Raw genomic sequence first — 20,982 nt, forward strand, 5'->3', positions numbered from 1 at the left:
GGCTGGACTTATGTTAGGACAGCGACATCGCGGTGCTGACGAGTGCGGGCTGGCAGAGCAGCTCCCCCAAGACCGCGCGGGCTTCGTCGCTCCAAGGTGCCGGGCGTTGTGTACTGGGATCGACTTTGATCAGGACTCGTTTACCGTGTGCGTACTGTTTCGTGCCGTCTGGTGACAACAGCCTAAATCCGTGGGTGTAGCTCGTCGTGCCCACACTTTCGACCCACACGTGGGCCCAAACCCGGCCGTCGCGGCGGATCGGTCGCTCGTAGGTGATAGTGACCTCGCGGACCAGCTGGAACGAGTCCGGGCCGTTTTCTTCGTCGGCAGCGTGGAGGCCTTTGCTGTTCCAATGGGCATGCATGGCGCGGTCGATCAGCGTGAGGTAGTGAGTGTGGTAGACGACGTGGTATGGGTCAAGCTGATCGAAGTGGATATCGATCGGCACGAGAAGCCCATAGTCTACTGAAGGAATGTTCGCCATACTCCTATGACGTAGACGCCGCCGCAGGGCTCACGATCGTGACCTGAAACCCATGTGATCACCTCGACACGGTCGGGCGGCCGCAATGAGCTTCCGCCCTCGTATCGCCGCGCTGTTTCCATCTGGTCATTAACTACACAGGGTAATCTCCTGCTGACCGGGTAGGAGCGCCACGCATGGGCGATCAACTCCAGCTCCCGCCGCCGTCCCGGTATTCTCCAAGCTCATGAACCGCGGCAGCAGCTCCATGGCAATCGCCGAGACGCTCCGGCGCGAGCTGGACCAGTACTCGCCCGGCGAGAAGCTGCCGTCCAGCCGCGCTTTAGTGGAACGGTTCGGCGTTAGCCCGGTCACTGTCTCGCAGGCTATTGCCGCCCTCGCCGGCGAGGGCCTGGTGACCACACGACCGGGTGCCGGCGCGTTTCGCGCCGCCCAGGGAGTCCGAGCGCCCGCGGTGGACACGTCGTGGCAGCAGATCGCTCTGAACGCCGAGGAACAGCAGTACGGCGAGCGGGCTCCTCGAGTCGTTGACGCTACCGGGGTCATCGCCAATCTCGCTGCCCCGGTGCCGGGCGTGATCCCGTTTAACGGTGGGTATCTGCACCCCTCGTTGCAACCAGATCAGGCCCTTGCCGCCGCGCTAGGCCGTGCCGCCCGCCGTCCTGGCGCCTGGGAGAGGCCACCCGTGGAAGGACTGCCAGATCTGCGTTCCTGGTTCGCCCGCGACGTCGGCGCGGCTGGCCTAGCTACCGCAAACGTGCTCATCTCTGGAGGTGGGCAGGCTGCGCTCACCACCGCCTTGCATGCACTCGTCCCGCCCGGGTCCGCTGTGCTTGTGGAGTCGCCAACGTACCCCGGAGCGTTAGCGATCGCCCGTGCCGCCGGACTGCGCCCGATCCCCGTACCGATGGACGATGACGGGGTACGCCTCGATCTGTTAGCCGACGCGTTCGCAGCGACAGGTGCGCGCGCTTTCTACAGTCAGCCCCTGTTTCACAATCCGACCGGTGTCACGCTCAGTACTGACCGACGGCATAGGTTAGTGCAAGTGGCGCAGAGTGCAGGTGCCTTCGTCCTCGAGGACGACTACGCCCGCCGGCTCGGCCACGGCGGCCCAGCAGACGACCGGCACCTTCCGGCGCCATTAGTCGCCGATGACCCGTACGGCGTCGTGGTGCACATCCGGTCGCTGACCAAACCGACCTCACCCAGCCTGCGAGTGGCGGGGCTCATCGGGCGGGGGCCAGTGATGGAACGGATCCGCGCCATCCAAGTCGTGAGTGGCTTTTTCGTTCCTCGCCCACTGCAGGAGGCCGCTCTCGAACTTGTGAGCGCTCCCGCCTGGCTTCGTCACTTGCGCTCCGCATCCGCCGCGCTACGCGAACGCCGGGAGGCGATGATCACTTCGTTGCGTCGCCGACTGCCGGATCTGGCCGCGACAGTGCGGGCTCCGGTCGGCGGTTATCACTTGTGGGTCCGCCTGCCTGACGGTATGGAAGAGACGGCATTGACCGCAGTTGCCCTTCACGCCGGCGTCGCCGTCTCCCCGGGCCGCCCATATTTCGCTGGAGAGCCATTGGCTCCCCATCTGCGGCTCAGTTTCGCCGACACGTCGGACCCAGGCGAGATCGACGAAGGGGTTCGTCGTCTCGCCAACGCAGTTGCGAGTCTGCAGCCGGTGGATTAGATCGACCACAATCGCCAGGCCGGCGTCACCTGATGGGTGTACGGGCCTCGCAACGAGGTCATGTCCATGGTCGGCCACCCCAGCGTGTCGTCTTTGTTCGATGAAATCCGCGGTGTTCTGCCTGCGGGCCTCCACGGATCACCGCAGCGAAAACCGTGAAGGTTGCTGCCTGGGCCCACCTGCTATTTGCAAGCCAGCCACCTACGGCGCGGCCCCACCAGCGTGAGATTGGTGCCGCAGGCGGCGAAAACAGATCGGTAGCCCTAGCCGAGATACCTTGCGTGTAGCCGAGGCGCCTCTGCGTCGACATCACGCTCGCCCGAGGGAACCTGATCTCTACAGGGTCCGGCCATGTGACGGCAGCCGTCGGCAGGCACATTTCTCGCCGTGGCATCACCGGGGCAACATCTCTCATGCTTCCGACGACGGTGAAGTCAATCGGACCGTTCAGGCCTGCCTCTGTGATCCTCGCCCTAAAAGGGGCGTCGCCTCGGCCGTCACTTTCGGGCTTTTGTGTGCAATAGACCGCGGCTGACCTTTGCCATCGCTGGTCACGTCGTATCTGCCTTGGCTGCGACGCTACAGCGCGCCGGCCTGCGTGGGTGCCAATCGGCTTCTTCTGCCAGCGTTTCGACCCTCCTTGCGGCCGATGCCACGCGGAATAATGAGCCCTTTTCAACGTGATCTTGCAGGTCAGCGGTGGTCGGCAGGGGGTGCTGATCGATGAGGGCGAGGCTCCAGGTAGGACAGCAAATCTGTGAGTGGTCCTTGTCAAGTGGTTGCGTGTGGGGTGGTCTGCATGATCCGGAAGAGTTGGCGGGCTGTGTAGCGCTTGAGGCAGCGCAGGATCTCCTTCGGGGTGAGTCCCTCGGCGGTGCGTCGGGCGATGTAGGTGCTGGTGGCAGTGTGTTTCATGCGTCGTCTGGTGGTGACGATCGTGTGGAGGGCGGCGTTGAGGGTTCGGTCGCCGCCGCGGTTCAGGCGGTGGCGTTGATGGCGTCCTGAGCTTGCGGGTAGCGGTGCTGCGCCGGCGAGAGCGGCGAAGGCCGCTTCGTCGCGCAGCCGGCTGTGATGCGACCAGGCGGTCAGCGCGACGGCGGCGCTGTGCGGGCCGACCCCGGGCAGTTCGAGCAGGGCTGGGCAGAGCTGCCGGACAAGGTTTTCGAGTTGCTGGTAGTTGGCGGCCAGAACGGCGTCCAGGTCGGCGATGGTCTGCGCGAGGATCTTCAGCTGTTGCAGACGGACGCGTTCCTCGACGTCGGCGGTGTCGGGCTCGGGCAGGGTGAGCACGGTGCGGACCTGGGCCGTAGTGGGCAGACGGCGTAGCTGTTCGCGCAGTTCAGTGGCGCCGAGGATGACCGATTTGAAGACGTTGATCGTGGCGGTGCGGGTCGTGGAGTAGTGCTGGCGGGTCGTGACCAGCAGACGCAGCGCTTCGCGGGGGCCGTCCGCGCGAGGTGTGGAGGGATGGTCGTTGACCAGTGCTGTGCGGGCGGCGTGGATCGCATCGAGGCGGTCGGACTTACCGCCTCGGCGGCGGCTGCCCCGCACGGGTGGCACGGCTTCGATGACCTGGTGGCCTGCCGCTTGCAGCATGCGGGTCAGGCCGTGTCCGTGCGCGCGGGTGCCTTCGACGGCCCAGAACATCCGCTGCCCGGCGGGAAGGTGTTCGCCGGCCCAGGCCAACAGCCGGGCGTAGCCGTCCGGATCGGCGCTGACCTCGATCTGGGCGTGGACATCGCCGAGGGCGTCGACCAGGGCGGCGGCATGGGTGTCGGTGTGGGTATCCACTCCGACGACCCAGCGGCGCCGATCATGGCGAGAATCGGCGGGCTGGCCTGCCTTGATTGGCATAACGAGAGGTGTCCCTTCCTGCAAGGCGATGCCGGTCAACGGCGTCGGCCCGGGAAGGTCCACCCGACGGCAGATCTGTGATGGGTCACGCCGACGTGGCCGGCGGACAGGCTTCTGATCAGGCCAGCAGGGGTGGTGGCCGGCGCCGGCCGCGACGGTGGACAGGTCGACTACACGACACACGTCGATGGTCAGTTTGCTGTGGGGTCACACCGTCACGGCCGGCGCCGAGCCTAGTGGATCACGAATCCCCGGACTCGATCACCACGCATATAGAAGCGTCGACCAAAACCCGATGCCCCGACCGGGAGCCTCGCCATGCTGTCCTACCCGTCCACGATCTCGTTGTCCAGCCGGACCCTGAACCATCTCGCCGATCGCATCCGCGGCCGCCGCCAGCAGCGCAAGTCCCGATGGAGGCGGCTGAACCCCGGCCGGCAGGCCCTGCTCGCCCTGGCTCACCTGCGCAACGGCGACACCTACACCCGCCTGGCCGCCGGCTCGAGATCGGAACCGCCACCGCATGGCGCTACGTCCAAGAGGCAATCGCCCTACTCAGCGCCGCCGCCGATGAGCTCGACAGCGCGATGCGGCGCATCCGGCACCTGGCATACGCGATCCTGGACGGCACACTGAGCCCGATCGACCGGGTCGCCGACCAGAAGCCTTACTACTGCGGCAAACACAAGCGGCACGGCGTGAACGTCCAGGTCATTGCCGACGCGGTCGGGCGCCTCGTCTGGGCATCCGCGGCGCTGCCCGGGTCGACCCACAACCTGACCGCTGCCCACACCCACCGCATCAACGACGCCCTGACCAGAGCCGACGTGATGACCTTCGCGGACAAGGGTTACCAAGGTGCCCCCGGCAGGGTGCGCACCCCGTTCAAGCGGCGGCGGTTCCGGCCGAAACTGTCACGCCGGCAGAAGGCAGTCAACCGCGCCCACGCGAAGATCCGCGCCCGCGGCGAACGCGCGATCGCCACCCTCAAGACCTGGAAAGTCCTGGTCAAGCCGACCTGCTGCCCGCGCCGAGCGACCGCAATCGTGCAAGCGATCCTCGCCCTCCACCACGTCGAAGCTAACCGCTACGCAGGATGAAAAAGGCTCAATCAATGACAGATCCAGGCTCTGCTGAACCTTCAGGGTTTCCATCCGTTGCGGGAGTAGCAGAAAAGGTGCGCGGCCATAACGAGGGCAGGAGCAGCCACAGCTAGGTCGGGCTTAGATCAGCGGGAACACGGCCGTCGATGCTGTCGCACTGACATGCCGCCACAGTCTGGTATGCCCCAATAGCGGTCCGATTCGGGCTTTGCGGTGGCGCCGTGTCCCATCGGCGGAACGGCGGCAGCCGTCACCGGGTCGGCCCACGCGTCGGCCTGTGGTTCATGCAGCGCACGAACATAGGACGTCGCACTCAGAACGCCTTCTGGTGACCGGCGTCGCACTGGCACTGACCGGCAGGAACCTCAGGACGACGGGAAGTTACCGGCTATTTACCGAGCGCAGTCAACTTGGCGGCAAAGCTGCCTTGGACAGCTACTTTGGACATCAGATCCGACTCGGGCGTGATGAGTCTCCGGCCAGTGACAACTCGGATTCCATTCGTATTCCACTCTCGCGTCCCTACTCTCCAGCAGGCGGACGCAAACGCGTTGGCCCGCAATCGGATAGGCGGTCCGCACATGTTGTGCATTCGCCCCCGAATACCTCTTGTCTGATGCGGATGTCCGGGTAGCTGTGAATACGAGGGAACAATCACGGTGACTACTATGCTTTTCACCAAGGACCGCGTTCGTTCGGCGGCGGAGGCGGCGGAGCAACGGATCAATCGCGTGCACGCTGAACATTCGGGGGCGGTTCTCCATTTCTTGATGTCCCTAACCGGCGAACGTCACACCGCGGAGGACCTGCTGCAGGAGACGATGATTCGGGCCTGGCAGCATCTCGACACCATCCCCGACGATTACGAGACCACTCGGCGCTGGCTGTTCGTCGTGGCCCGCCGGGTGACGATCGACGCCATACGCATGCGTCAAGCGCGACCGACCGAGACCGCTCTGCTTGACCTGATTTTCGTGCTGGCGACCCCGGACACCACCGAGACGGTGATCGCTAGAGAGTCACTCAAGCGGGCAGCGTCAAGGCTGAGTGAAGCTCACCGAGTGATACTGGCCGATCTGTACCTGCAGGGCCGCTCCGTCCAGGAGACGGCACGCAGGCATGGTTTGCCCGTTGGCACGGTCAAATCGCGTGCCCACTACGCGCTGCGCATGCTGCGGCAAAACCTCAGTTTAGCCAGCTGATCCGGAGCCCAGCCCAGGCACGCGCCGGATGACCCGGCACGGCCTGGGCGAGTAGGACGCATCGGGTCGACCGGGGGTGCGGCCTTGGGCGCGGAGCCGGCCTGCCTACCAGGTGATCGATTCGCCCGACACCTGCCGGGCGTATCGGCCGTTGTCGGCGGTTCGTCGCACGACAATGCCTAGAACCGTTCGCGCAGCGTCCTTTGCCATCGAGGTGCGTCCCCCGTGTCAGCGAAAGTTGTCTCGGTGAGGGTCTGCGCCACTCGAGTTCGTGCGCGGCTGGACTCTCAGGGTGGCGAGTACCGAACCAAGTAGTCGTGTACGTGGGAGAGAGCCGTGCCAGTGCTGAGTGGGCATACGGCAGTGGTCCTGCGTGCGGAAGCCAGCGAGAATGGCCGCGATCGTGACCCGTTCGAGAAAGTGATCCTCGAAGTCCTGATTGACCATGAATAGCTGTGTGGCTCGAGATTCCATCCCTAGTGGTCGGATGCCCAGCCGGTTCCACGTTGCGCAGACGGGGGAGACGTGTAGCTCGGCGGCCGGCCGTAGCCCGGTGATTCCGATTCAATTGTCAGGGTGCGGCTCTCTGCAGACCCCCGGCCAGGATGAGGCATGCTTCAGGTGGGAAGAATGCCCAGTGAGGCCGTTCCCACGAGATTCGCTGATCGGCGCGTTCGAGCGGGGTCCGGCGATACTTTCCTGCCGCAGTCGCCTCCACGGAACAATGGTCACGGTAACGATCGGTCGATCTCGCACTCAGCTGGCAGTCGCTGCAGCAGGCGAGTGCCGACGCTGTCACAGCCCTTCGCTCGGGCTGGCGCGGGATGTGATTCCAGCTCAGGTGCGAGGTCGGCAAGCCAGCGGTGGTCGTATCCGGGTTAAGTGATCACTGCTTTGCCGCCTTGCACCGAAGTGACATGGGGTTCTCAATTGGCGGTTCAGCCGTGCAGAATCAGCTCGGCTGTTCGTTCGGCGATGGCGCAGACCGTAGCGGTCGGGTCGGCGGAGGGGATCGCCGGGATTATTGAGCCGTCGGCGACACGGACACCGCGCAGACTGTGCACTCGAAGGTGCCGGTCGACCACACCGCTGGGCCCCTCCCCCATGGCAAGCGTTCCGACGGGGTACGTAGGCACTGTCACGGCCCTGCGTGCGTAGTCGCGTAGCTCACGTTCTTCGCCGATCGCCGGCCCGGGGATCACCTCGGCGCCGTATATGCCGGCAAGCGCGTCAGACCCGGCAATCCGCCGGGCCATGCGGATCCCGACCGTTACGGCGGCGAGGTCGCGTTCGTCGTAGGAAGCCGGGTCGACCAGCGGCGCGGTGCTGGGCATGGGGGATGCCAGACGCACACTGCCACGGCTGTGAGGCACAGCGATCGCGACACCGCATCGGCGTAGGCGGCCAGCGAAAGACCCGCCGTCTCGGGGGCGCCACAAGTCGCCGAAGCGTAGCTGCAGGTCAGGCCCGGGCATGTCTGGATCACTACGGGCCAGGCCGATTACGCCGCCCGGCTCGTCGAATGTCGCCGCCGACCGGTAGATGATCTCGGAGACCAGATGACCATGCAGATTCGTGCCGACACCGGCGAGGTCGGCAACCACGTCGATGCCGTGCCGCCGCAGGTGGATCGCCGGACCTATGCCGGAGAGCATCAGCAGGTGCGCTGATGCGACCGCTCCTGCGGTGATCACGACCTCCTGAGCCGACACCTGGGTCAGCTGTGTGCCAACGCTGAAGTCGACGCCGGTCACCGTGTCTTTTGCGATGTTCAGCCGATGAAGTAACGCACCTGATACCACGGTAAGGTTCGTGCGTCCGGCTACCGGGGCGAGGTATGCGTCGCTGACGGGCTGCGGGCGTCCGTCGGCCATGGACACGTCAACCGGACCGAACCCTTCTTCAAGTCCGGCGCCGATGTCGCCGGCAGCCCGTTCGCCGATCTCGACGGCCGCCGCGAGCAGTGCTGTGGCTCGCGAGCCGAAACCGGGCGATGCGACGTGGATTGGTCCGCCGCGGCCACGGAGGGTGAGCGACCGGCCGGTCACGTGCTCGCTGCGTTTGAAGTACGGCAGCAGGTCGTAGAAACTCCACTCGCCGGCGCCCGCGGCATTCCACGCTTCGTAGCTGCTGTGATGCCCCCGCATGAAGGGAACTACGGACGCGAGATGTTCGGGCTGCGCCGCACGCGGTTTGATCAGCAGCACTTTCAGGTCGATGCGTTCAGAAAGTCGTGAGGCCACGACATAGGCCGCAGTATCGTCGCCGACCACGACGACGTCGTAGGCATTCTTGCCAGCTCCCGACATGTGACCCTCCGCAGAAGGAAGTCAGCCGTAGGCCTACCGGCCTCAGACCACTACGACCGGACTCCCACGTCTAGCAAAATATGACTTGTGTAGGTGCTGCGATCCGAGCACCGCCCCCTACAACGCGGCCGGGTGAGTCGAAGTTCTTTCCTGCCGCCAATGTCTCAAAAGCGGCCGAACAGCTGGCTTGCGCGCTAACTTTTGGATGGTAGTGGGTAGCCAGCTTGATTCCTCTGAGGCCGCACCAGCAACCGGAATGCGGTTCGCGGTGCTCGGCCCGGTACGCGCGTGGCGTGAAGGGCAGGAGCTGAGCCTGGGTACCCGCCAGCAGCGGCAGGTCCTCGGTATGCTCTTGGTGGCCGGCGGCGCGGAGGTGCCTACGCATCAATTCATCGACATGTTGTGGGGGCATCGCGCACCGGCCAGCGCCGTGAACAGTCTGCACCGATTCGTCGGTGCTCTCCGCCGGATTCTCGAGCCTGACTTGCCCAAGCGGTCGACCGGGCAGTTTCTGCACCGCCGCGGCACGGGCTATCGGCTACTCACTCACGATGCTGCTGTCGACTTGGCCGACTTCCGCAGCCTTACCGCAGAGGCGCGCGACGCGGACAGCAAGGGCCTTACAGAGCTGGCGCTCAAGCTTTACCTGCAAGCCCTGAACCTGTGCCACGGCCGGTGTGCCGAGGATGGTTCCGCCGGAGCGAGAATCTCAGCGTTCGCCGCTGTCGACGAAGAGTACGCAGCGGTAGCCCGTGCAGGCGGCCGGACGGCCGTGGCCGCCGGCCGGGTTGGTGATCTGTTGCCAGCGGTGCGCCGGGTGGCTGAGATGAGTCCGCTGGACGAGGCGCTGCAAGCACAGCTGATGCGCATGCTGGCTGCCGAGGGACGACAGAGCGACGCATTTACTCTGTTCCAGACGGTTCGCGACAGTCTGTCCCGAGACCTGGGCACCGACCCTGGCTCAGAACTCAAGGCCGCGTACGCCGACGTTCTGCGACCGGCTCCGCAGACCCGCTCCGGCCCTGCGTCGGCGGTGGCGGTCAGACCGGCGCAGATTCCACGCGATCTGCCGGTGTTCGTCGGTCGCGGCGATGACACCAAGCGGGCGAACCAGCTTCTCGGAGCCGCGGAGGAACTCGGCACTATGCCGATCGTAGCGATCGACGGCATGCCGGGGGTTGGCAAGTCGACCTTCGCCGTGCACTGGGCGCACGCGATCGCCAGCCGGTTCCCCGGAGGCCACCTATACCTCGACCTACGCGGCCCCGGTGTGGACGCCACCGCGCTGACGGCTGATGAGGCCCTGCATCGCCTGCTGACGTCTCTGGGTATCAGAAGCGAGGCGATTCCCCAGGCCGGCAGCGCACGAGAAGCACTTTTCCGAAGTCACGTCGCCGGACGGCGGCTTCTGGTGCTACTCGACAACGCCGACAACGCGGAACAGGTACGGCCGCTGCTGCCGGGTGCCAGCGATTGTCTAGTGATCCTGACCAGCCGCGCCCGTCTGACGTCGCTCGAGGTCACCCACGGCGCTCAACCGTTCACCCTCGGATTGCCCAGTGCCGAAGACGCCCGTGAGCTGCTTGCCCGGCGCCTGTCGAAACTGCCAGGTTTCGACGAACGGGCAGTTCGGCATCACCTCGACGCCATCGTGTCCAACTGTGGTCAACTCCCGGGCGCACTAGCCACCGTCGCTGTGCAAACCATCGCTTATCCGCATCTCGACCTCGCCAGTTTCGCCGACCGTCAGCAGTTCTTCGACGGCCGGCTCTGCGCCTTCGCCGAGCCCGGGCAGGCCGACCTGTGGACGATCGTGGGCTGGTCCTACCGGAAGCTAAGCGGGCCGGCCGCCCGACTGCTACGTCTGCTGAGCTTGCATCCGGCAATGGATATCTCGGTCGCGGCCGCGGCAAGCCTCGCCGGGCAGCCGATCACAGCAATCCAGCCGTCGATCGCTGAACTCAGCCGAGGCAGCCTTGTTGTCGCCTCGGCGGGGCGCCTCGGCCTTCATCCGATCATCCGCGCGTTCGCGCGCGCCCTGACGGACAGGGTCGACGACCCGGCCACGACGCGGCAAGCCCGTGCGCGGCTGTTCCAGCATTACCTGCTCATGGCGCAGGTCGGGACCCAGGTGATGACATCGCGGCAGGATTCCGACATTGAACACGCTGTTCCTGCTGGTGTAACCATCACGCCCTTCGCTGACTTTCGGGCCGCCATGGAGTGGTTTCGGGCCCGGATAGACACCCTAAATACCATGCTGCAGGAGGCGGACGAAGCTAGCCCTGACCTCAAGCCATGGCAATTTGCGATGGCGCTGCTGCCGTACTTTCAATACTCGGGTCTGGTTCAGCAGTGGCGTGAAACCATGACCAGCGCCCTACATATGGCGGAACGCCGCGGTGACCTGACCGGGCAGGCACACATGCACCGCTGCGTGGCAGGTGCCTTCTATTACCTCGGTGATCACGGTCGTGCCCGTGATCATCTGCGCCACGCCCAACAAATGTTCGCAGGGCAGGGATCGCTGATCGACCAGGCCCACGTGCACGTCAACATCGGTCTTACTCTGGTTGGCGAGGCGAACTACGGCTTACCGGGCGGCAATAACCCCACGAACGCGCAGAAGGAGTTCCGGACGGCCCAACGCCTGTACGCCGAAGCACGTCATCCGAAGGGCATCGCCAGTGCACTGCAGGGCCTGGCCCGGTGCCAGGCCGCGCTGGGAGACCAACGGGCCGCTGTTGATCTGTTTGAGCAAGCCTTGGCTAAGTATCTGAGCATCAATGACGTCAACAGCGTGGCTGGCTGCCTGAACGGGCTTGGCAACTTGTGGCAACGCTGCGGCGACCATGGGCTCGCCGCTGACTATTTCCGCGAAGCGATCGACATCTACCGGAAACACGGCAACCGGCCCGACGAAGCTTTTACTCTGGTCTCGCTGGGCGAAGCCATGGCCGGCAACGGCGACGCCTCAGCGGCTGCGCGGGCGTGGCGGGCAGCCTTGCAAATTCTGGAAGAGCTGCGGCTCCCGGCCGTCACCGGCCTTCGCGACCGGCTGCGCTCCATCGCCTCAGCTGCCATCACCTGATAACTCGACCGCAGGACCGTGGTAACTGCTGAATTGTCGCACTCTTACCCGGGGGCCCGGTAGGGCGATTGGGCGATCCGCGAGACGAGGCGAGCGCATCGCGGACCGCCCAACCTCTCAGGTGACCGGTGGCAGCGTCGGGCCCGTCGTGCCCAGCTGCTCGGTCGCGACAATGGCTGGTACGGGCCACTGCAAGCCAGCAGGTGGAAAGCTCTGTCCGGTCGCGGCGAGGAAATCCGGCGGGGGTTGATAGATCGGCGGCTGTTGACCGTCAGGTATCAAGCTCTTCCAGGTGAGTACGGATTTGCGATCGGCAAACTCCTGGCGCATGCCGTCGAGCAAGGCCGGCTGTTCGATCAGGTCGACGGCGGCGGCGGCCAGGTAGCGTGCCGCGGACAGCATCGCCTGATGGCCGATGTTGGTCGCAGCGGTTGCGGTGAGACCCCAATTGTGGTTTGGCAGACCGGGGGGAAAGGCCGCCGCCAGCAGGACTGCAGTCGGCGCCTGCCAGCTGACGTCTGCGCTGTCAGTAGACAGGCCGCCGGTGTAGCTCGCCGCAGGCGGGGTCAGTGGAACCAGCTCGGTAGGCATGCCAGTCTGGGGCTTGCCAAGTGATTTCTGGATTGCCCGGGCCAGCGCCTGGTCGGCGTCTGTGAATCTCGGGGCGCCGATCTGGAGCATGTTGTCGTTGAGCAGCTCGGAACCCGCCTTGCTGGCCAGCAAGTTCCACGTGCCGGCGTGAAACTTGTGCACCAGTCGAGTCTGGCTGGCCTGCGCAGCTGCCTTGGCGCATTCGACGATCTTGTCGTAGAGCACCTGTGCCCGTTCAGGGCTGCCTTCTCGGATGAAGAACCAGATCGAGCACATGTCGGGTGTCACGTTCGGGGCTGCGCCACCATTGATGATCGCATAGTGGAATCGACCGGAGGGCGCGACGTTTTTTTCACGTAGATACTCCGACATGGTGGCCGTAAGCAGCGCACCGTCCAGCCCGCTCTTGTTACCCAGTGGAGTACCACCGTGCCCCGAAGCACCGAGGAACGTGAACGTCGCCGACATCAATGCGCTGGTGGTGTTCCAGAACGACAGGGTCGCGTTGAACGGATGCCAGTCGAGGAACGCGTCCAGTCCGTCGTAGACACCAGCCTTCACCGCGTACGCCTTACCGACCAGTTGTTCTTCTCCGGTGGAGCCAAACAACTTCACGGTTGCCTTCAAACCGGTCGCTTGGAGAGCTCGCGCCACTGCCACAGCCGCACCAGCACCGCCGACGCCGAGCAAATTGTGACCATCACCGTGGCCAGGGCCGTACTGTGGCCCGTACGCGTCGTAATTGTAGACAAGGGGGTCATGAACCGAGGCGCCGGGCTTCTGCGACAGGCCTGGCAACGCGTCGTATTCAGCGTTGAACCCCAACACGGGTCCTTCGTTGCCATAGGAAGCAACGAACGCAGCCGGAAGACCTGCCGCACCCCAATTTATCGTGAACCCGTTGCTTCGGAGCAGCTCAGCCACGGCCCGCGACGAGTTCCACTCTCGCAACGACAGTTCAGCATAGCGCCAAATCTGATCACTCAGTCCGGCCAGCGCCGTCTCGTTGGCGGTGATCCATGACAATGCGGCAGCTTTGGCCGCCGACGGCCGGGCTAATCCCGGTGGCGGCCGATACGAATCCGGGCTGATCCCGGCAGCTTCGTCGTAGCCCAGGGTGGCGGCCAGCACCGGATCTCCCCCCAGGATCGCTGATGTGGAGACGCCGGCGCCAAGGCCGAACATTGTCAGAAGCCGTCGCCGACCGAGATGGTGCTGAAGGTAAGGAAGCTTCTCTGCTGCTGGTCCGGTCACATTCACACGACGGCCCGAGGACGGCGTCGTTCAATTCCCAGCGTGGAAATCACCGGATCGCCGCTGGCCAACGCTGCCCCCCCTTCCAGAGCATGCGGTGGCCGGACGACTTCCTTCACTGGCATACAACCTCAGGCCGCCTCCTGTGAATAGGCGAGCCACTCAAGCGTTAGCCGAGGAAGGCATGGCCTTCGCCCCGGTAGGTCGGGGCCGGCGCCGCTGACTCGCCGTCGACCAGCTGCAACTCGTTGACGTGTTCGCACAGTTCGCCGGCCTTGGCATGACGGAACCAGACCCGGTCGCCGGGCCGCAAGGTGTCGGCGACCGGTCCCAGCAGGGGCGTCTGCACCTCGCCGGCGCCCTCGTCGGGCTTGAACCGCAGCCCGGCCGGCAGGTAGGGGCTCGGTTGCCGAGACTTCTCGGCCGGCCCGGAAGCGATCCAGCCGCCACCGAGCACGGTGGCGATCCGCGGCGCCGGGCGCCGCACGACGGAGAGCGCGAAGAACGCCGCCGGCGTCGGCCGCCAGGCCCGGTAGACGTCGAAGAGCGTCGGACCGTAGAGCCCGGAACCGGCGGTGACCTCGGTGACCGCCGGATCCGCGCTGGTAGCGGCCACGCTGCCGGTGCCGCCGCCGTTCACGAACTCGAGGTCGGCGTACTGCCGCACCGCGGCCACCGCGTCGGCCCGCCGCCCGATCAGCTCGGTGAACGAGTTCTGCTGCATCACCTGGATGACCCGGCTGCGCACGGCGTTCGGCAACAGGTCGCCCACCCCGGCGATCTGCGCCTCATAGGACATCATGCCGACCAGGCGAAAACCGGGCCGGGCCACGAGACGCCGGGCCAGGACGGCCGCCTGCGCGGCCGAATGCACCGGCGATCGGCGTACGCCCACGTGCAGCGGCCCTGGTTTCCACGAGGAATCGAGGTCGAGGCAGAGGCGTACATCCGGCCGCTTACCCGGCGACGTGACCTGGTCGACCAGGTCGAGGTGAGCCGGGTGATCCACCATGATCGAAATGGCCTCGGTCAGCTTCGGGTCCGAGGCCAGCTCCCGGATCGCGGTGCGATCGACTGTCGGGTACGCGACGAGGACGTCGTCAGTCACCCCTTCGCGGACTAGCCACACCGCCTCGCGCAGGGTGTAGGCCATCACTCCGTGCCATCCGGGGCGGGCCAGCACGCGCTCCAGCAGGGCCCGGCAGCGTACCGACTTGCTGGCCACCCGCAGCGGCTTGCCGGCAGCCCGTTTGACCAGCTCCGCCGCATTGTCGTCGAAGGCGGCGAGGTCAACCGCGGCGATCGGCGTCTCGAGGTGGCCGGTGGCCCGGTCAAGACGCCGCTGCAAGAGCCTCCGGTCGATGATCACGGGCATATCGCTAGGTCCGGACTGATGAAGCTTAGGGCTGCGATCGGATTGGTGCGCTGGTAGCAGGCTTTGGTTTCCTCCTGATGGTCCCATATGTTCTCGACGATCGGTCGACGGCAAATGTTCATCGATCACCGAAGACAAATCACTCATTGGCGGCGCATGCGAGGACGCGATGGCGACCGCTGGCCACGCGGCAGGATCGACAGCGCCACGGATGTGAGTGGTCAGACTGGCGAGGCCCGAGGCAGTTACCGAGGATCGCGATCAGACGATCGGTGTCGCGTTGATGAGGTTGCCGGGGCTTCGGCAACCAGCCGATGACCTTTCCGACCGATAGGAGCTTCGGGGTGACTCGAAGGTCGGGTCTCGTCTGGCGCCGCTCGACAAGGTCACGGACGACGCAGTAGCCGCCGGCGAGTTCCTGCACGCTGACCTCTTGCTGCCGGCATCCGGCTCTGTGCGAGCACTTCGTGGGCCCAGGCGTAGCAGGCCTGGGGTGCGCCGAAGCCCCATGCGGCTCCTCGACAACGTCCGTCCCTTCGCGACCCGAGCGGCTGTCCCTCGTTCCCAGCAGCTCTGTGATTGGCGCCCAGACGTTGGACGCGCGGTGACCAAATCACAGAAGACGCGTTATGAGAATTCGCGAGGACAAACGCCAGCGATAGGCGCTTCGATCTTGCCGCACTGCCAAAGAGCCACCGGAACGTCTTGATGCTCACAGCGATGTTACCGGCTAGTAACTTGACTCTCACACGGTGTCAGGGCATTCCCTAGTGTCATGCCCCGGCCCCAATACCGACACTGCGCCGCCACCGACCACTCGCGGGCAGGCCGCACTGGCGTGCCCTGGCAAAGCCGCGCATACAGGCCAGCGCGACAACGATGCTCGCCTCAGACCGAGCTTCATTCCGCCCGCGGAACACTCCTGTGCCCTGCACCGCATCGAGCATCTGTCCACCCCAAGCCGATCTCGGTTTGCGGCACTCCGTTTCAGAAGAAGGGAACGCGGTGAGCGAGGCCGTCCTTCAGCTGCTGCGCGAGCGTATGCGGCACGCAAGTACCCCGGGAAATCGCAGCGATAACGCCCGACTAGTTCTACTCATCGAAGGCGGCAGCTCCCGCGGCGCCTACTCCAGCGGCATGACAATCGTCATCGAGCAACTCCGGCTGCTGCCGCTGTTCGATGCGGTCTACGGCAGTTCCGCTGGTGCTCTCAACGCGGCATGGCTGCTGTGCGGCCGAGTCGAGAGCACCCAGCACGCATGGTGGGACAAGGCCATCATGGGCGGCACTATTGCCCCTCGACGGATCCTGCGCCGCAAGCCGGTTGTCGACACACAGTTCCTCGTGCACACCGTATACACAGAGCTGATGCCCATGGGATTCCAGGAAGTGCTCGACAACCCGGTCGAATTCCATCCGATCGCCACCGACGCCCTCACCGGGCTCGCCGTGGATTTGCACGATCAGATTCATGACCAGGCGAGCCTGCAGGCCGCACTGCGGGCGTCGACCGCCATGCCGTTCCTCGCCGGAGAACCCGTCGAAATCAACGGAAGGCGTTACATCGACGCGGGTATCGCCGAGACGGTTCCGATTCGCACCGCATTGGCGCAGCGCGCCACCCACGTCGTCGCACTTCGCACCAGACGCGTCGCCGAGACCACCGCAGCCCCGACCGGTATCGAACGGATGGTACTGACCCGCTGGTTCGCCCGGCACGCTCCAGGCGCAGCCGAGCCGTGGCTCCAGAGGATGGCGTGCCGCGCCGACGAGGAATTGCAGCTCGCCATGCACCCGGCGACCCTGCAGGTCCGGCCGCCGGCGGGCAGCGTACGAATCGGCCGTACCGAGCGCCGGCCCCATCTCATGCGCTCCGCCGTCGACATCGGCAGGCAAGCAGCCTGGGACGCCCTGGCTACCTGCGCTGAAACGCCCCTGTGACCCGGCATCCCGCAAATCCCCCTCGGTCGCAGCGCAATCCACGTGAGGAGTGGCACGATGGATCAGACAGACACACGAACGCAAGCGGAGCCCGGCGCGCGCGTGCGCGTGGTTTCCTGGGCAGAGCAAAGCGCTTTTTCGAGCACCCATACTGCGAGCGGACTCGAGTTTCTGCAGGCGATGGCTCGCGGCGAGGTCCCCCCAGCGCCGATGATGGCCTTACTCGGGATGAGTCTGATTTCTGCCACCGAAGGCGAAACCGTGTTCCGGCTCACCCCTGGCGAGTTCCATTACAACCCGATGTGGTCGGTTCACGGCGGCGTATACGCCACCATGCTGGACTCGGCGGCCGCCTGCGCGGTGCACACCACACTCCCCGCTAAGGCCACGTTCAGCACTTTGGATTTATCGGTCCGGCTCGTTAGACCTATCGACGCCAGCACCGGACTTGTAACGGCGACCGGCACCGTAATCCACGTAGGACGACAGGTCGCCCTTGCTGAAGCATGTCTGCAAGATTCCGCGGGCACCCTGCTGGCCACGGCGACCGCCAGCTGTTACGTCAGCCGACCGTAAACAGGCGACACAGGCGCAGAAATGGAGACACCGATGTCTGCAACAGCAGCTCCCGCGCCCCAACTCGAGCGCATCGAACTGCCGCAGGGAACTATCACATACCGCGTCGCCGGGCCGGCGGACAGCCCGTACACGCCAGTCGTCTTCGTGCACGGTTTGCTCGTCGACAACCAACTCTGGACCGCCGTCGCTGACCTGCTCGCACTGCGCGGCATCCGCAGCTACGCGCCGGTCTGGCCGCTGGGCTCACACGTTGTCGCGATGAACGCCGACGCCGATCTCAGCCCACAGGGTATCGCCAACCTCATTAACACCTTGCTCGCAGCGCTCGACCTGAACGAAGTCACCCTCGTCGGCAGCGACACCGGCGGTGCGCTGTGCCAATTCACCATTGACGCCGACCACGGCCGCATCGGCCGCTTAGCCCTGACCAATTGTGACGCTTTCGACGTATTTCCGCCGCAAGAGTTCGCCGGCCTGATCAAGGTCGGCAGCCACCCGTTGCTCCTCAAACCCCTTCTGGCCTCGCTTACGCCGGTCGCTGTTCGGCACAGTCAGCATGGCTACGGCCTCATGTTCGTAGGCGAGCCCGATCCGGAGCTCACTTCCAGCTGGATACACCCCGGGCTCAACGACCATGCCATCCGCCGCGATGCGGCCAAGCTGATGAGCTCCATGCGCCCCGCCGACCTACTCGAAGTCTCCACCCGATTTCATACATTTCCAAAGCCGGTGGACATCATCTGGGGTGACGCCGATCGCTGCTTTCCGCTGAGCATGGCGCAGCGGCTGGCAGACGCCTTTCCGGACGCGGTCCTGACTCGGGTCCGGGGGGGCCGCACCTTCATCTCCCTGGACTTCCCAGAACAAGTCGCGGACGTGATCAGCGATGCCCGTGGCTGACGAGCGGACCACAACGCGGGCCGTCCTAGATGGACTTACGATCCTGCTCCGCCCGATCCGCGCCGATGACGCCACCGCCATGCTGCAGTTCCACGCGCGGATGAGTGAACGCACACGCTATCTGCGGTTCTTTTCGAACTATGCCCAGGTCCCTCCGAGCCATCTGCAACGATTCGTCAATGTCGACCACCACGATCGGGAAGCGCTCGTTGCCTGGGCGGGTGGCGCAATCGTGGGCGTCGGCCGGTACGACCGGCTATCCCCCGATGCGCCCAACGCCGAGGTATCCCTGGTCGTCGAGGACGGGTACCAACGACGCGGCATCGGTTCAACGCTGCTACGACAATTGGCCCAGGCCGCGCGCAGCAACGACATCACTGAATTCGTAGCCACGATCCTTCCCGAGAACATCGCCATCCTTCACTTGGTCCGCAGTTTCGACCATCACGTCGAGCGGAAATTCGCCGGTGGCCTCGTACAGCTGTCCTTCGCCCTTGCGCCGGCTGAGGCCGAGCGCAGAAGAGTCGCCGCGCTCACTTAAAGGCCGAAGAGCGAGCTACAGGAAGTCCGCAGAGCTTGAAAATGACAGCCAAAACCGCATCATGTGTTCCGTGGGAGGGCGCTATGAGTGCCGCAAACACCCGAGGCCGTCACCGTGACGATTGAACTGCATGCCCGTCACGAGCAGACAGAACCGGCCCCGGACGAGCGCATCGCGTCCCTGAAGGCCCGCCATGGCCGCCCCCTGTTCGACTTCTTGGTGCGTCTAACGTACGGGCAACGCCATCTTGCCGAGGACCTGTTGCAGGAGACCATGATCCGTGCGTGGTGCAACCTCGATCGGATGCCAGCAGACGACGACGGCACGCGACGCTGGCTGTTCGTCGTGGCACGGCGGATCGCCATCGACGCGGCTCGGATGCGGCAGGTTCGTCCCACCGAAGTGGACTTGATGGACTTCGATGTCGTGTCGTCGGCCAATCCCACCACCGACACGGTGCTCGCCACGGATGCACTCAGGTGCGCGATCCGCGGGTTAACCCCCGAACAACGCATGATCCTGAACGAGCTCTACGTTCATGGCTCCTCGACGCAGGAGACGGCGGACCGCCTGGGTATGCCGCTCGGAACTGTCAAGTCGCGTACCTTTCACGCTCTTCGCCATCTGCGCGAGGCCATGTCAGGACCAGGTTAGTTGTTGCGCCCCGCGCCCGTCGGCGTGCTGCAAGACGCTCGCCACTCCTTATCCTCCCCCGCCCTAAGCCGTCCGGTCGCTTAGCCCCGTCGGCCCTTGAGGCCGTTCGAATTGACACGGTAATGACTGGCAGTGCCGACCTCATCATCAGCGTCGATAATCACCAAGACGCCCGCATCGCTGCGGTCGTCGAGTCACGCAGCGGTGCCGTGCTCGACCGGGTCACCGCTACGCGGATCCGGGCCGCTATACCGCCCTGGCCGCCTTCGCCGAGCGACACTCGGGTTCATCAGCCTGGGCGGTGGAAGGCGTGGATGCCGACCCGGCAGGACATCCGGTCAATAGCGACAAGCTGGTCGTCGGACTCGACCGGCCACGACACCCAGCTCGCCAAGGCGGGCCAAGGCGGGCCAAGTCGAGCGGGGAACGCGCCGCTCGGGACGCCCTGGCGCGAATCCGCCTGGTGCAACCGAGATCGGCGTTTTATGCGCGGCGCCACAGACAAAGGCTGACGAGCCACTGGGCCGGAGTGCAGGCCGGCGCGGTCGGGCAATCGCGGGGATGGACCCGTTGGAACCTGTGGGGTGTCAGGCAGATAGTCACCGCCGCTGCCGGTGACCACCTTGGTCATGCCGGATCGGCGCGCATCAACGTCGAGTTCGCATCACCGCCCGCATCGGCGCCGACCCCCGACTCGTCGGCATGGCCGTCCGTTGCCGGCTCATCCGGCCCGCGATGGGCAACGCGTTGGAAACGATCGTGTTGAGCCGTCTCAGGAGGACGAGGCGCAGAGTCGTACAACGGACGCCGCACCCCGGCGAACCCCGGCACCGAGGTGACGAAAGTGAGGCCGGGTCAGACCGCCTCGACGACCGCCGCGATCGCGTCGAAGGGCTGGTACTCGCCGAACTCCTTACGCAATGCCTGCGCCCGCATCCGGTAACCGTTACTGCCGAAGATCTTCTGGACCCCCTCGCGTACGTCGGCAGGCTTCGGTGTGCCGGTCCGAAGGTTCACGCCGGTACCTGTCCACTCGACCCGGGCAGCGACCTCCGGCTTGTCCTCACTGGCACCGGCAACCACGATCGGGACGCCATGCTGCAGGGCTACGTGGACCCCGCCGTATCCGCCGTTCGTGACCAGCACATCGGCCAATGGCAGCAGGCGGTCGAACGGCACGAAGCCTGTCAGGCGAACGTTATCCGGCACCGCTCCGAGCGCTTGCTGCATCATCTCTGGACCGTCGTCACGTGCCGTCGCCGCCACCACCAGTACATCGAGATCTGCGAGACCTCGCACCGCCGGTACCAACAGTTCACCTAAGTGAGTGTTTGAGAGTGGTGTCGCACGGCGTGTCCCTGCGATGGGCACGATCACCGGGAAGCTCTCGGGGTGGAGCGTGAACGGCGGTATCCCT

The 20,982-nt window shown here is 65.2% G+C and carries 14 protein-coding genes and 1 pseudogene; 9 read left to right on the forward strand and 6 right to left on the reverse strand.

Translation table 11 applies throughout. The features are described 5' to 3' along the window. Window positions 1-13: 13 nt before the first annotated feature. The gene (locus ACIA5C_RS46615) at window positions 14-484 is read right to left on the reverse strand and encodes an acyl-CoA thioesterase (RefSeq protein ID WP_396067427.1); all 471 of its coding nucleotides are present in this window, start codon (window positions 482-484) and stop codon (window positions 14-16) included. 226 nt (window positions 485-710) lie between these two features. Between ACIA5C_RS46615 and ACIA5C_RS46620 the strand changes: the two genes are divergently transcribed. Next, the gene (locus ACIA5C_RS46620) at window positions 711-2,171 is read left to right on the forward strand and encodes a PLP-dependent aminotransferase family protein (RefSeq protein ID WP_396067429.1); all 1,461 of its coding nucleotides are present in this window, start codon (window positions 711-713) and stop codon (window positions 2,169-2,171) included. Window positions 2,172-2,942: 771 nt separating this feature from the next. Here the strand turns inward: ACIA5C_RS46620 and ACIA5C_RS46625 are convergent. Further along, entirely contained in the window at window positions 2,943-4,064 is a 1,122-nt protein-coding gene (locus ACIA5C_RS46625) for an IS110 family transposase (protein ID WP_396067432.1), read from the reverse strand. A 279-nt stretch (window positions 4,065-4,343) separates the two neighbouring features. Between ACIA5C_RS46625 and ACIA5C_RS46630 the strand changes: the two are divergent. After that, window positions 4,344-5,125 (forward strand): annotated as a pseudogene (locus ACIA5C_RS46630) (transposase family protein). Between the two features lie 671 nt (window positions 5,126-5,796). Beyond that, window positions 5,797-6,330, forward strand: coding sequence for a sigma-70 family RNA polymerase sigma factor (locus ACIA5C_RS46635; RefSeq protein WP_396067435.1), 534 nt, complete (start codon window positions 5,797-5,799; stop codon window positions 6,328-6,330). A 938-nt stretch (window positions 6,331-7,268) separates the two neighbouring features. On the opposite strand, the gene ACIA5C_RS46640 is transcribed toward ACIA5C_RS46635, so the two are convergent. Beyond that, entirely contained in the window at window positions 7,269-8,639 is a 1,371-nt protein-coding gene (locus ACIA5C_RS46640) for a GMC family oxidoreductase (protein WP_396067438.1), read from the reverse strand. A gap of 256 nt (window positions 8,640-8,895) precedes the next feature. Here ACIA5C_RS46640 and ACIA5C_RS46645 point away from each other — a divergent pair, with 256 nt between their 5' ends. Then, complete coding sequence (locus ACIA5C_RS46645) at window positions 8,896-11,730, forward strand: BTAD domain-containing putative transcriptional regulator (RefSeq protein ID WP_396067441.1); 2,835 nt, start codon at window positions 8,896-8,898, stop codon at window positions 11,728-11,730. A 117-nt stretch (window positions 11,731-11,847) separates the two neighbouring features. Here the strand turns inward: ACIA5C_RS46645 and ACIA5C_RS46650 are convergent, their stop codons facing one another. Then, window positions 11,848-13,452, reverse strand: coding sequence for an amidohydrolase (locus tag ACIA5C_RS46650; RefSeq protein WP_396067444.1), 1,605 nt, complete (start codon window positions 13,450-13,452; stop codon window positions 11,848-11,850). A gap of 292 nt (window positions 13,453-13,744) precedes the next feature. After that, window positions 13,745-14,944, reverse strand: a complete 1,200-nt coding sequence (locus ACIA5C_RS46655) for an amino acid deaminase/aldolase (protein ID WP_396067446.1) — start codon at window positions 14,942-14,944, stop codon at window positions 13,745-13,747. A gap of 1,011 nt (window positions 14,945-15,955) precedes the next feature. Between ACIA5C_RS46655 and ACIA5C_RS46660 the strand changes: the two genes are divergently transcribed. The 5 genes from ACIA5C_RS46660 (at window position 15,956) to ACIA5C_RS46680 (ending at window position 19,565) form a co-directional block, all read left to right on the forward strand. Continuing rightward, on the forward strand, window positions 15,956-16,891 hold the full coding sequence (locus tag ACIA5C_RS46660) for a patatin family protein (RefSeq protein WP_396067450.1): 936 nt from the start codon (window positions 15,956-15,958) through the stop codon (window positions 16,889-16,891). A gap of 57 nt (window positions 16,892-16,948) precedes the next feature. Continuing rightward, window positions 16,949-17,467, forward strand: a complete 519-nt coding sequence (locus ACIA5C_RS46665; protein WP_396067452.1) for a PaaI family thioesterase — start codon at window positions 16,949-16,951, stop codon at window positions 17,465-17,467. A 33-nt stretch (window positions 17,468-17,500) separates the two neighbouring features. Further along, the gene (locus ACIA5C_RS46670; RefSeq protein WP_396067455.1) at window positions 17,501-18,370 is read left to right on the forward strand and encodes an alpha/beta fold hydrolase; all 870 of its coding nucleotides are present in this window, start codon (window positions 17,501-17,503) and stop codon (window positions 18,368-18,370) included. Then, window positions 18,363-18,911 carry a GNAT family N-acetyltransferase gene (locus ACIA5C_RS46675; protein WP_396067458.1) on the forward strand — a complete coding sequence of 183 codons (549 nt, stop codon included), beginning with the start codon at window positions 18,363-18,365 and terminating at the stop codon, window positions 18,909-18,911. Before ACIA5C_RS46670 ends, ACIA5C_RS46675 begins: the two co-directional genes overlap by 8 nt. Window positions 18,912-19,025: 114 nt before the next feature. Further along, a complete protein-coding gene (locus ACIA5C_RS46680; RefSeq protein ID WP_396067461.1) occupies window positions 19,026-19,565 on the forward strand; it encodes a sigma-70 family RNA polymerase sigma factor in 540 nt (179 codons plus the stop codon). Between the two features lie 855 nt (window positions 19,566-20,420). Here ACIA5C_RS46680 and ACIA5C_RS46685 read toward each other — a convergent pair. Continuing rightward, the coding region (locus ACIA5C_RS46685; RefSeq protein WP_396067464.1) for a glycosyltransferase at window positions 20,421-20,982 on the reverse strand (562 nt) is incomplete at its 5' end.

The sequence above is a fragment of the Actinoplanes sp. NPDC051343 genome, from assembly GCF_044455125.1.
Lineage (GTDB): Bacteria > Actinomycetota > Actinomycetes > Mycobacteriales > Micromonosporaceae > Actinoplanes.

What these genes read in the sequence shown, in the direction of transcription:
- ACIA5C_RS46665 (WP_396067452.1), top strand. Translation starts at nt 16,949, where the DNA reads ATGGATCAGACAGACACACGAACGCAAGCGGAGCCCGGCGCGCGCGTG.
- ACIA5C_RS46670 (WP_396067455.1), top strand. Translation starts at nt 17,501, where the DNA reads ATGTCTGCAACAGCAGCTCCCGCGCCCCAACTCGAGCGCATCGAACTG.
- ACIA5C_RS46640 (WP_396067438.1), bottom strand. Translation starts at nt 8,639, where the DNA reads ATGTCGGGAGCTGGCAAGAATGCCTACGACGTCGTCGTGGTCGGCGAC.
- ACIA5C_RS46635 (WP_396067435.1), top strand. Translation starts at nt 5,797, where the DNA reads ATGCTTTTCACCAAGGACCGCGTTCGTTCGGCGGCGGAGGCGGCGGAG.
- ACIA5C_RS46645 (WP_396067441.1), top strand. Translation starts at nt 8,896, where the DNA reads ATGCGGTTCGCGGTGCTCGGCCCGGTACGCGCGTGGCGTGAAGGGCAG.
- ACIA5C_RS46615 (WP_396067427.1), bottom strand. Translation starts at nt 484, where the DNA reads ATGGCGAACATTCCTTCAGTAGACTATGGGCTTCTCGTGCCGATCGAT.
- ACIA5C_RS46620 (WP_396067429.1), top strand. Translation starts at nt 711, where the DNA reads ATGAACCGCGGCAGCAGCTCCATGGCAATCGCCGAGACGCTCCGGCGC.